Raw genomic sequence first — 11415 nt, 5'->3', positions numbered from 1 at the left:
TGCAGTCCTCTGCCTTACCGCTTGGCTATACCGCCTCAAAACATGAAATATTTTAGAGACTGATTCATTATTAGTCAAGTTTTATTTATGCTTATCTTGACTCTTTTTGCTGATTTTCTTTGCTGCACCTGCAATTTTTTCGCGGACGACTTCTTTAACGGCTGAAGTAATCACGGGGATTCGTGCTGATTTTTCCAGCGGAGTCGGAGTCTTCATTACAAAATCACCGCTTCCCATTAATACAGCAATTGAATGCAATGACGGTATATTTTCACAGACAATTTTTATAATTGACACAATCGGAGTCGACAACAAAGCCCCCGGAATCCCCCAGATCATGCCCCATAATAAGAGCGATAATAATATTACAACGGGACTGACTCCGAGCCTGTCGCCCATAACTTTAGGAGTGATAATATTTCCGATTGTTAATTGAATGGCTGTGAGAGAAACGAGAACTAATAAAGGAGTGAAGAAACTCGGCGAAAATTGAATTATTGCCATGACAACCGGCGGAATCGTCGCGATAATTGATCCCACCGTCGGAATAAAATTTAATAGGACAGTCAAGACTCCCCAGCCGGCTGCTAGTCTAACGTCTAAAACTGTCAGGACAATCCACGCAAATATTCCTGTAACTATGCTTATTAACGCGAGAGTCCCTAAATAGCGGCTTACTTGCTCGGAAATTGTGCTTAAAATTTTTTGTACTCTTTCTGCGTTATGTCCGAATGCTTTATTAATTTTTTCGTCTAAGAATGGAGCTTCTAATAACATGAACATCAAGAAAACTAGAGTTAATACAAATTTGCTTGAGAGAGCTATTACTAATTCTGAAATATTGCGCGCGTTATCCTGTAAGAGTCCCAGCCAGTTGAAATTTTTGACAGCTTCAGGGGGAATGCTGAGAGTCTTCAGTAAATTTACGAACCATTCTATTAATTTGTCAGAATAAGCGTCATAGACACGCCCGAATTCTACGACCTGAACAGCTACAAATTTAAAGCCGATAATGCCCGCAATTGTTAAAATCGCAAAAACAAGTGTAATATTAAGCCACGCATTGAGCCTTAAAGTTTTGCCGATTTTTACGACAGGGCGCAGAATTTGCAGGATAAACCATGCTATAACAAGCGGAATAAACATATTACTTGCTACGTGAAGAACTACACAGAGAACTACAGCAGAAATAAATCCCATCAGACTCACAAATAATTTCATGAATAAATTTTCATCTCCAGATTATAAAAATTTCATGCGTTAAAAAATTTGTGAATATTATAGCGCAAAAAAACTCCCGCCCGATTTGATTCAGGCAGGAGCGATTAATTAATTTCTTAGATTAAGCCGTAAATAAATTATTTAAGCTCCGAGAAATATTTAATAGTTCTTACCATTTGGCTCGTGTAAGAATTCTCGTTATCGTACCAAGATACAACCTGAACGAGAGTCATTTTATCCCCGACTGGCTTGCATTTTGTCTGTGTTGCGTCAAAAATTGATCCCGCTGTGCTGTCAATAATATCAGACGATACTATTTGATCAGTGTTATACTCAAATGACTCTGTCGCTTCCTTCTTCATTTGGTCATTGACTTGTTCCTTTGTCCATGTGCCTTCAACTACTGCGTCAAGAATCGTAGTAGAACCTGTAGGAGTGGGAACTCTCTGCGCTGCTCCGTCAAGTTTGCCGGATAATTCAGGAATAACGAGTCCGATTGCCTTTGCTGCTCCTGTTGAGTTCGGGACGATGTTGCAGGCTGCTGCTCTTGCGCGGCGTAAATCACCCTTTCTGTGAGGGCCGTCGAGAATCATCTGATCGCCTGTATAAGCGTGTACTGTAGTCATGAAACCTGACACGATCGGGGCTAAATCGTTAAGAGCCTTTGCCATAGGAGCGAGGCAGTTTGTCGTGCATGATGCGGCAGAAATAATTGTATCGCTTGCCTTGAGTGTCTTGTGATTGACGTTATAAACGATTGTGGGTAAATCATTTCCGGCGGGTGCAGAGATAACTACTTTGCGGGCTCCTGCGGTGATATGAGCCTGTGCCTTCTCTTTTGAAGCGTAGAATCCTGAGCACTCAAGAACGACATCAATTTTTAATTCGCCCCAGGGTAATTCTTCTGCTTTCGGCTTTGCGTAAATGGTAATATCTTTGCCGTCTACTGTGATTTTTCCGGCCTCGTCATCGGCTGTGATACTATTTTTCTTGTAGCTTCCGTGCGTTGTGTCATATTTGAGAAGGTGAGCTAACATGCTGGGTTTAACAAGGTCATTAATAGCGACGACTTCGTAGCCCTCTGCATCGAACATTTGACGGAAAGCAAGTCTTCCGATTCTTCCAAAGCCGTTAATTGCAACTCTTACAGCCATAATAAAAATTTCCTCCTAATACTATATAAATGAATTCGAGGCTATTATACAACAAAATAAGCGCGTGAACACAAAAAAAGACCCGGATTTTTTCCGGATCTCGAATATTTTAATTTTATCAGCGCGAAATATTTTATTACTGCAATAAACTTAACACTGACTGCGGGAGCTGGTTGGCCTGTGCGAGCATTGACGTGCCGGACTGGTTGAGAATCTGAAGTTTCACGAACTCCATCATTTCCTTTGCCATATCTGCGTCTCTGATTCTGGACTCTGCCGCGCTTAAATTTGTCATTGTAGTTGTCAAGTTCTCGCTTGTGTAGTCTAAAGCGTTCTGATATGCGCCGATTTTAGCACGCTGACTCGATACGATATTAATAGCGTGGTCGATAATTCCTATTGCTGCGGCTGCTGTCTCACGGGTTGCGACGTTTACTTTAGTTACACCGAGTGAAGCTGCTGACATGTTGCCGATGTCTATAGCAATATCTTCGCCCTCATTTGCGCCGATTTGGAAGACTGTAGAGCTGTCAACGATGTGAATTGTAGCCTCATAGCCGTTACTTGTCGGAGTAAGAATAAAGTTTTTCTCTGTAGGACTCCATGTTGCCTGAATTCCTGCCATAGCGTCAAATTCAATATCTACATTGTCATGAAGTATCCCGATTAAGTGATTATCAGAGACTTTCACATTTGTTGCTATAGGCGTGCCGGTGTGAGCGTCATAAATCGAGGCTTGGAAGGCTGCTACTGAGCTTTCTTTAACGACGTTGAACGCAAGAGTGTTAATTAAATCTTCGTCGCCGCTGAACGTCAAATCACCCGCTGAACCTGCAAGCAATGACCTGAAAATAAACGTGCCGGGTACTGTCTCAAGACCTTGTGCGGGCATGTCGACTCCCTGTTCTTTCTCAACGAACGTGCAGAAATAATCAGAGTAAGAGCCGTTAACATACTGGGATTGACCGAGATCGTTTGCAATTGCGCTGTTAAATTTAGAACGAAGCTCGTTAAGTGTATCAGTAGCATAAAGAGTAACGCTTGCTTTCTTGCCGTCGCCCTGAGTAATTGTAATTGTCTGCGGATTCTCAAGCATAAATACGCCTGAAGTGTTCCAAAATGTATTTAAATCACGGAGCTTTGTATCTCCCGTTGCTGTCTTGCCGATATATGCAGCTGTAAATTTCGTGAGGGTGTCGCCGTCCGTCATATTAGCAACAGCAAAATTATCATCAGTTGTAATAATAATATCGCCGTCGTAAACAGTGCCCCTCTGTTGATCTAAATAATAATTACGGAAATGAATATCTTTATTCTGACAATTGGACGAATTAAGCGCATAAGTTAATGTGCCCGTATCAGCAAAGACACTTTCACCAGCTGTATTATTATTCGTAGTCCAGTTATATGGCCAGTCGGGATCTTGAGTTGCTGTAACACTTACTCCCATATCTGCGGCAGTCGTTGTGCTTTCACCGACTACGTTAAAGACAAATTTATCGCCTGTCTTGAATTCGGGGGCATCAGCATCGGGCTGTATTGCAAGAGCTAAATTGAATGCTCCGGCATCGTCATCAAGTCCGATAAGTTTTGATAAATCCGGCGTAGTTGTAGTAGTGCCGTCATTGCGCAAAATAATATTTTCCATTACAGCACTGTTTACAGTTCCGTCAAGTCCGAGAATATTTGACTGTGCTTTAAGAGTAATGCTGTCTGAACTTGTAGAAGTAATCTCAAATAAGATACTGGCATTATTAATATCGCCTGCAGTTGTTGTTATAGTCGGAGTAAAATATGCCTGAACTTCGCTTAAATCAGCAGCCTCATCAAATCCATAATATGAAGAAATTGCGCTGGCTGATGAAACAGGAGGAGTTGTTACAGCACTTAATTCAAAATTTGCGGCCGGTAAATTATCGACTGCAACTTTAACAATGCCTTCATCGCTGTTAATTTCTACGTCTGTAATTACATTAGGATGCTTAATCGTCATAATAGAAGATTTCTGCACTTGGCCTTGTCCTGTCTGATTAGGATCGACGTTTACTTTAATTTTATAGTTACCCTCAAAAGATTTTTTCTGGCCGAACTGGTCGAGCTCCCTCAATGAACCGCGAACGAATGCCCTGACGCTTAAATTACTCGATGATGTTATACCTGCTGAACTGCCGTCAAGTAATCTCTTCTTGTTAAATTGTGTCGTATTCGCGACTCTGTTAATCTGGTCAACGAGCTGATCGATTTCAAGCTGTATATAACTTCTGTCTTGTGAAGTAAGAGTATCATTTGAAGCCTGTACAGAAAGTTCGCGCATTCTCTGAAGCATTGAATTTGTCTCGCCGAGTGCACCTTCCGCGACCTGAAGCATTGACGTAGCGTCTTGAGTGTTTCTTATTGCGATTTCGAGTCCGTTAATCTGCGAGCGCATTTTTTCACTGATTGCGAATCCTGCCGCGTCATCTGCTGCCGAGTTAATTCTCAAACCTGTTGAGAGTTTCTGAATTGATTTCTCCATAGCCGTATTTGTCGCATTTAACGAGTTATACGCTGTGAGTGCCGGTATATTGTGATAAATCCTCATTGTATATTAGCCTCCTGCAAACGGTTTTAAGCCGTCTCTCAAAATTTTTTATTTATGTGCTACAGTCCTTTGTATTTTATCAGGCTTCCCTGCCCTCACACGTTATATATCGGTGTTGAATATTCAAACTTTAATTCTTGCGTAATTATATCTTGACAAAAAAATAAATTCCCCCGCCGTGAATGACAGGGGAATCAAAAAATTTTATCTCGTTTATTCTGCCTCGAACATTTCTTTACCTACTCCGCAAGGGGGGCAAGTCCAATCTTCCGGCAAATCTTCAAAAGCTGTACCCGCGGGAATTCCGTTATCAGGGTCTCCTACTGCAGGATCATAGACGTAACCGCATACTGTGCAAACGTATTTTTTCATTTTTGAATAATAACCTCCCTCTATAAATTGCGATAATTATAACATGAATGCTTGAATAACTTGCATATTTCAGCCCTCGCAAAATTTTAACGCGAAAATCTTATATCAGAACCGGCAAAATTTTTTATAGCAGGCCCCGAATGCATAACCGGCAAAATCTCTAGCATATTCGCAAAATCTTTCATGCATTCCCAGCCCGTAAATCATAATGCAATAACCGGCAAAATTTCTTGTAATCACTATATTACCAGATTCACAAAAATTTTTTACGCATTACAGCCCGGAATATATAGCCATATGAGTCCCGCAAATATTTCATATATTCATGAATTCGCAAATAATCACGCACTAAACTAGAAAAATTTCTCCCAGTAGCCTACAACGAATATAACGAGCATTATAACCGGCACTACATAAGTTAAATAGCCGCGCAAAAATTTCGGGAATTTGAGTCCTTCGCCCGTGTCGACTTCTTTAATAAAATTATCCCAGCCCCACCCGTAACGAGTAACGCAGAATAATAAATATATAGTCGTTCCGATCGGCAAAATATTATTACTCAAGATAAAATCTTCGAGATCTAATACATTCGAGCCTTCTCCCAGCGGCTGGAATCCTGACCAAATATTAAACCCGAAAGCGCAGGGCAATGACAGAATAAAGATTCCCACGCATGTAATAATTGAGGCTGGTACTCTCTTCATATTAAATTTGTCCATAAAGCAGGCTATTATATTCTCGAACACTGCTATAACTGTAGACAGCGCGGCAAAACTCATAAACAAGAAAAATAGTGTAGCCCAGATTCTCCCGTTCGGCATTGAGTTAAACATGTTAGGAAGAGTAACAAATATCAATCCGGGGCCGGCTCCGGGGTTAATTCCATAAGCAAAACAGGCCGGGAATATTATTAATCCTGCAGTTAAAGCAACAAACGTGTCAAGTCCGGTAATTATTAAACTTTCACCCATTAAAGATTTTTCTTTGCTGATATAACTTCCGAATATGGCCATGCTTCCGACTCCCAGTCCCAGCGTGAAAAATGCTTGTCCCAGTGCTGCATAAACGCTCGTCCAGAAACCTTTTGCTGTTAAATTCTCAAAACTGGGCTGCAAATAAAATTTTAGTCCCTTCTCTGAACCCTCAAGAGTTACGGATCTTACTGCAAGAGCTATCATAATTATTAACAGCCCGGCCATCATAATTTTTGTAACGCGCTCGACTCCGGCCTCAAGACCTGCACAACAGACTATAAAGCCAATTGAGACTGCGACATATAGCCAAAGTGCTGTACGTTCAGGATTCGAGACAAGACCGCCAAAAACTGCTCCGACCTCGTCCGGTGTAATGCCCTCAAGAATTCCCGACGCTGAATAACAAGTATATGCTATCATCCATCCGGCTACAACAGTGTAATACATCATGAGTAATATACAGCCCAGCCAGCCCGCATAACCCCATAATGACCAAATTTTTTTATTAGGCGCAAGGACTTCAAAGGATTGACTCACACTTTTTTGAGATGCCCGGCCTACTGCAAACTCCATTACTAAAATGGGCAGCGCAAGAAATAACAGGAAGAATATATATATTAATACAAAAGCTGCTCCGCCGTATTGTCCGGTGATAAATGGAAATCTCCAAACGTTTCCGAGACCTATTGCACAACCTGCTGACAAAAATATAAATCCCAGTCTGCTCCCTAAAGTCTCACGCGATTTATTTAAATCCTGCATTGATAAATTCTCCCATGAAATATTAATAAATTATTTTGCGAAAGTCTGATAATAACCGACTCCGATAATTACAAGCATGATAACAGGCACGATATACGTCAAATAACAGCGTAAAGCAGCCGGAAATTTGAGTCCCTTCCCCTCGTCAGCTTCCTTTATGAAATTATCCCAGCCCCAGCCGTAACGAGTAACACAGAATAATAAATATATAACTGAACCGAACGGGAGCATGTTATTGCTTACAATAAAATCTTCAAGATCAAGAACGCCCGTGCCAGCTCCTAAAGGCTGAATATCTTTCCATAAATTAAAGCCTAATGCACATGGAATCGATAACACAAAAACTAAAATTGTCATGATAATAACTGATTTTTTTCTAGTCCAGCCAAATTGATCCATGAAACAAGCTACAATATTTTCAAAGACTGCTATAACTGTAGAGAGTGCCGCGAAACTCATAAACAGGAAAAATAATGTCCCCCAGATTTGTCCGCTCGGCATCGCATTAAACATGTTAGGCAGCGTAACAAATATTAGGCCGGGACCTGCTCCGGGGTTAATTCCATAGGCAAAACAGGCAGGAAATATTATTAATCCCGCAGTCAATGCTACAAAAGTGTCAAGCCCTGTTACTATTAAACTTTCACCGAATAAAGATCTATCTTTCTCGATGTAACTTCCAAATATGGCCATTGAGCCTATACCAAGACTCAACGTAAAAAACGCCTGACCCAGTGCCGCATATAAAGCTGTCATGAGTCCGTCTGATACTAATTTGCTGAAATCGGGCTTGAGATAAAATTCTAGTCCTTTCTCTGAACCTTCAAGAGTTACAGACCTGACAGCAAGAGAAATCATGATTATTAACAGGCCGCACATCATAATTTTTGTAACGCGCTCGACTCCATTTCTCAAACCTGAAAAACATACAGCAGAGCCGATTAATACAGAAAGGGTCATGCCGATGACCATTTGAGACGGAGAATCAAGAAAATCACCGAAAAATTTGCCGACCGCCTCAGCATTAAGCCCCTCAAAACTTCCGATCGCTGAATTATAAGTATATATCAACATCCAGCCCGTTATAGTCGTATAAAACATCATGAGTAAAATATTTCCAAGCCACGCAGCATAGCCCCATATTGACCAGACTTTATGCTCAGGACGCAAGACAGCAAATGAACGCGAGGGACTTTTTTTTGAGGCACGGCCTACGGAAAATTCCATTACCATAATGGGTAGAGCTAACAACAGCAAGAATGCTATATAAATCAACACAAACGCAGCCCCGCCGTATTTACCCGTTATAAATGGGAATCGCCAAACATTGCCGAGTCCTATTGCACAGCCTGCAGACAAAAATATAAATCCTAATCTGCTCGCAAATGTTTCTCTTGAATTACCTTCCAATTTTAATAAACCTCCTGCAAAAATTTTTTACGTAATAATCAAAATCAAGAAAATATTATATCAGCATGTAATAAACTTAAAATTTGCATAAAAGAGTCATTTACGCTAAAATATTTATCGTGTTGCCGGGCTGGTGGAATGGTAGACACACGGGACTTAAAATCCCGAGGGCGTAAAGTCCGTGAGGGTTCAAATCCCTCGTCCGGCACATTTTTTATTAAGCCACGTCGCGGGGTGGAGCAGTCTGGAAGCTCGTCGGGCTCATAACCCGAAGGTCAAAGGTTCAAATCCTTTCCCCGCCACCAAAATCGCAAAATCATGGCGGTATAGCTCAGTTGGCTAGAGCACGCGGTTCATACCCGCGTTGTCCCCGGTTCGAATCCAGGTGCCGCCACTACAACAAATAATAAAGCCGCGTAAAAGCGACTTTTTTTATTACCCAGCAACTAATTTATCAGCAAGTTTTATAGCAAGTTCGACAACTAAATCCGAGTTATAATGCTGATGTTCCCCCCAGCGTCCGAGCCCGTAAAAATTTTTGCTTTTAAGCCACGTTAATAAATTATTCATGACTCGCGGCTTGTTAAGCGTATTTAACGGATATGAATATTTATTCAAGTATAAAACTTTTTCGCCGGGTGATAATCTTTCTGCATTCGTCTCAGTCCAGTAGCCTACGCTGTCAGGCAAAATATTATGCTGTAAAAATATTCTGTGATAGGGCAGATTCAAGTCAGGACAATATACCCATTGAGCCGAAATATTTAGATTCTCATGAAAATATTTTATCGCTATAGAAGTGTGCTTGAGTTCATTTATAGAATCGCGCAAAGAGTCGGGCATTCCTGAAAGCTCGCGAAATTCTTTATAGGGTATAGTGTTAATGATTATATCTGCGTTGAATTCGCCGCCCTCAAGAGTCTTAACTCTCAACGAGTCAAAATCTACACAAGAAACGTGCTGATTATAAAAAATTTGTCTTTCAAGAGATTTTGCCATTCTCAGCCATAATTCACCATAACCGGATTTTACGGGATAAAAGAATTCAGCATGTCCGGGCTGTTTTGCGCGGGCTCTGTGCTCAAGACAAGATTTTAAGGTGTCTTCAAAGCTGACTTCCGGCAATTTCTCAAGCCAATAAGTGCCTAAATTATTTAATTCATCACCGAACATTTTTTGATTATAAGGCAGCATATAATCACGCGCTATTTTCTCGCCGAGCTTCCATATAATCCAGTCGCAAAATTTTTCAGGTTTACTCTTACCAGTAACACAGCCGGCCCGGGCAATCGAACACAAAAAATTTACTTGAGATTCAATATCGAGCTGCCAAATATTAGCTTCAAAAGGGTGAGAGATATTTTGCCCCTGAAAATTTATTATAGTGTCGCGAGTAAAATAATTCCATTCTGAACGAGGCATGAAATCAAATAAAAATTTTACTACTTCAGGCCGCCTGACGTCGAGAATATGCCCGCCGCCTATATCAATTATTGAGCCGTCAACTTTGAGAGATCTACACAGCCCGCCAGCCTCGTTATTTGCTTCAAGAATTATAAAATCTTTCTCACCCAGCTTTAATAATCTATGTGCAAAACTAAGACCAGCCGGCCCCGCTCCGAGAATTAAATATTTAGTCATGATATATTATTTCGCGTAAATCTCTCTCAATTTGTTTTGCGCGCTGACTTGTTAAAGAATTTATTATGAAGTCATGATTTTGCGAGTATAATTCTTCAGGCGTTATATTTAGTGCAAGCTCAAGGGATTCGCAAAATTGTTCATAGCTCGTGATATTAGGGCAGTATTTAGACATATTGAGCTCGCGAAATTCTTGATTGTCAGGATAACGGCCGATTAATGCACAGCCTAAAATTGCAGACTCGTAAAATCTCGGTGTAACAAAATTAATTCCATATTTAGAATCAACTTTTTTATCCATTCCGGGAGGTGATACGAGGCTTATTTTTGCGCGGGACAACAATTTTATAAATTCATCACGAGTCTTCATTTTACCTAAATTGCCGTTTGTTGTTGATAGATAATCACTGTTTCCAGTTTCTGCGCAATATACATAATTAATATTTTTGTGTTCGCTTGCATATTTGAGCATATATTCATGAAGGATCTCATCTTTACGGCCAAATTGAAGCACGTCAATATCTTTGCTGCGATATTTCATAAAATTTTCAGAGTGATATTTATCTGCAACAGAGAGCGGCATATAACGCACATTACGCTCAGGATTTCTAGCTTTAATACAGTTGAAAATATATCGAGATGTTACATAAAAAATTTTTAAATCTTTTGTGCGCCTGAGAACTTGTTCAAAATCATAACTATTTTCACCTCCCCAAATGTCTAAAAAAATCGGCAGTGCATTATTTCCAACACACACAGACATTTCACCGTGAAACAATAAGAATGATATTGATAACGGCAAATTTAAATCCTGAACTAATATCGGCATACTTACAGGATCAATTACAGAGCGTTTTATTTTTACTGTAAAAGGAAATAGAGTCTTGATTAAATTTTTGATTGCTTGAATAAATTTTCTAAAATATTTTGTTATGTCTCGTGTATCTTGAAATACTTGTTTTACCGGGACATTAAAATATTTTGCTATTTCCTCTTCCCACTCATAAATAACAGGGCGGTAAAATTGACCCTTCATATTCTTAAATCTTGTTGAGATTAACTCTTTAATCATGAGAGCAGCCTCCCAACAATAAAGAAAAACGAATTAATTTTTTATGGGATAATATTTTAACCTGTGAAAGAATAGAATCTACCTGCGACCTGCGACCTGCGACCTGCGACCTGCGACATTATACGCAAATTCTTTCATTCTTGTCAACCTCCTTAATACTTAAAAAATTTATTCCCTCCGCATGAATTCTATCACACAGAGGGATTTATTAACAAACAAATTTAATTT

General features: G+C 40.2%; 9 protein-coding genes and 3 tRNA genes. 4 read left to right on the top strand and 8 right to left on the bottom strand.

Annotated elements, in window-relative coordinates; all coding sequences use genetic code 11:
- Positions 1–81 precede the first annotated feature (81 nt).
- The 4 genes from IJS99_09730 to IJS99_09715 all read right to left on the bottom strand — a co-directional run bounded on the left by IJS99_09730 (position 82) and on the right by IJS99_09715 (position 5328).
- On the bottom strand, positions 82–1221 hold the full coding sequence (locus IJS99_09730; GenBank protein ID MBQ7562087.1) for an AI-2E family transporter: 1140 nt from the start codon (positions 1219–1221) through the stop codon (positions 82–84).
- A gap of 137 nt (positions 1222–1358) precedes the next feature.
- Positions 1359–2375, bottom strand: a complete 1017-nt coding sequence (gene gap / locus IJS99_09725) for a type I glyceraldehyde-3-phosphate dehydrogenase (GenBank protein ID MBQ7562086.1) — start codon at positions 2373–2375, stop codon at positions 1359–1361.
- 136 nt (positions 2376–2511) lie between these two features.
- The gene (locus IJS99_09720) at positions 2512–4956 is read right to left on the bottom strand and encodes a flagellin (protein MBQ7562085.1); all 2445 of its coding nucleotides are present in this window, start codon (positions 4954–4956) and stop codon (positions 2512–2514) included.
- 213 nt (positions 4957–5169) lie between these two features.
- Positions 5170–5328, bottom strand: a complete 159-nt coding sequence (locus IJS99_09715) for a rubredoxin (GenBank protein ID MBQ7562084.1) — start codon at positions 5326–5328, stop codon at positions 5170–5172.
- Between the two features lie 183 nt (positions 5329–5511).
- Here IJS99_09715 and IJS99_09710 point away from each other — a divergent pair, with 183 nt between their 5' ends.
- Positions 5512–5685 carry a hypothetical protein gene (locus IJS99_09710; GenBank protein MBQ7562083.1) on the top strand — a complete coding sequence of 58 codons (174 nt, stop codon included), beginning with the start codon at positions 5512–5514 and terminating at the stop codon, positions 5683–5685.
- Here the strand turns inward: IJS99_09710 and IJS99_09705 are convergent.
- Both IJS99_09705 and IJS99_09700 read right to left on the bottom strand, forming a co-directional pair.
- Positions 5682–7064, bottom strand: a complete 1383-nt coding sequence (locus tag IJS99_09705; protein ID MBQ7562082.1) for a sodium-dependent transporter — start codon at positions 7062–7064, stop codon at positions 5682–5684. The genes IJS99_09710 and IJS99_09705 overlap by 4 nt on opposite strands.
- A 30-nt stretch (positions 7065–7094) precedes the next feature.
- Positions 7095–8474: a sodium-dependent transporter gene (locus IJS99_09700; GenBank protein MBQ7562081.1), complete on the bottom strand. Its 1380-nt coding sequence runs from the start codon at positions 8472–8474 to the stop codon at positions 7095–7097.
- 124 nt (positions 8475–8598) lie between these two features.
- Between IJS99_09700 and IJS99_09695 the strand changes: the two genes are divergently transcribed.
- From IJS99_09695 to IJS99_09685, 3 genes are all read left to right on the top strand, one after another.
- Positions 8599–8682 (top strand) — tRNA-Leu (locus tag IJS99_09695).
- A gap of 20 nt (positions 8683–8702) precedes the next feature.
- A tRNA-Met gene (locus IJS99_09690) sits at positions 8703–8779 on the top strand.
- A gap of 15 nt (positions 8780–8794) precedes the next feature.
- Positions 8795–8868: transfer RNA gene (locus IJS99_09685), tRNA-Met, on the top strand.
- A 41-nt stretch (positions 8869–8909) separates the two neighbouring features.
- Here the strand turns inward: IJS99_09685 and IJS99_09680 are convergent.
- Together IJS99_09680 and IJS99_09675 are read right to left on the bottom strand one after the other, a co-directional pair.
- Positions 8910–10115, bottom strand: a complete 1206-nt coding sequence (locus IJS99_09680; GenBank protein MBQ7562080.1) for an FAD-dependent oxidoreductase — start codon at positions 10113–10115, stop codon at positions 8910–8912.
- Entirely contained in the window at positions 10108–11187 is a 1080-nt protein-coding gene (locus tag IJS99_09675) for a hypothetical protein (protein ID MBQ7562079.1), read from the bottom strand. Before IJS99_09675 ends, IJS99_09680 begins: the two co-directional genes overlap by 8 nt.
- Between the last annotated feature and the right edge of the window lie 228 nt (positions 11188–11415).

The organism is Synergistaceae bacterium (genome assembly GCA_017444345.1).
Taxonomy (GTDB): Bacteria; Synergistota; Synergistia; order Synergistales; family Aminobacteriaceae; genus JAFUXM01.
This window is presented reverse-complemented; position numbering and strand designations above follow the sequence as displayed.

What these genes read in the sequence shown, in the direction of transcription:
- IJS99_09720 (MBQ7562085.1), bottom strand. Translation starts at nt 4,956, where the DNA reads ATGAGGATTTATCACAATATACCGGCACTCACAGCGTATAACTCGTTA.
- IJS99_09675 (MBQ7562079.1), bottom strand. Translation starts at nt 11,187, where the DNA reads ATGATTAAAGAGTTAATCTCAACAAGATTTAAGAATATGAAGGGTCAA.
- IJS99_09705 (MBQ7562082.1), bottom strand. Translation starts at nt 7,064, where the DNA reads ATGCAGGATTTAAATAAATCGCGTGAGACTTTAGGGAGCAGACTGGGA.
- IJS99_09710 (MBQ7562083.1), top strand. Translation starts at nt 5,512, where the DNA reads ATGCATTCCCAGCCCGTAAATCATAATGCAATAACCGGCAAAATTTCT.
- IJS99_09715 (MBQ7562084.1), bottom strand. Translation starts at nt 5,328, where the DNA reads ATGAAAAAATACGTTTGCACAGTATGCGGTTACGTCTATGATCCTGCA.
- IJS99_09680 (MBQ7562080.1), bottom strand. Translation starts at nt 10,115, where the DNA reads ATGACTAAATATTTAATTCTCGGAGCGGGGCCGGCTGGTCTTAGTTTT.
- gap (MBQ7562086.1), bottom strand. Translation starts at nt 2,375, where the DNA reads ATGGCTGTAAGAGTTGCAATTAACGGCTTTGGAAGAATCGGAAGACTT.
- IJS99_09730 (MBQ7562087.1), bottom strand. Translation starts at nt 1,221, where the DNA reads ATGAAATTATTTGTGAGTCTGATGGGATTTATTTCTGCTGTAGTTCTC.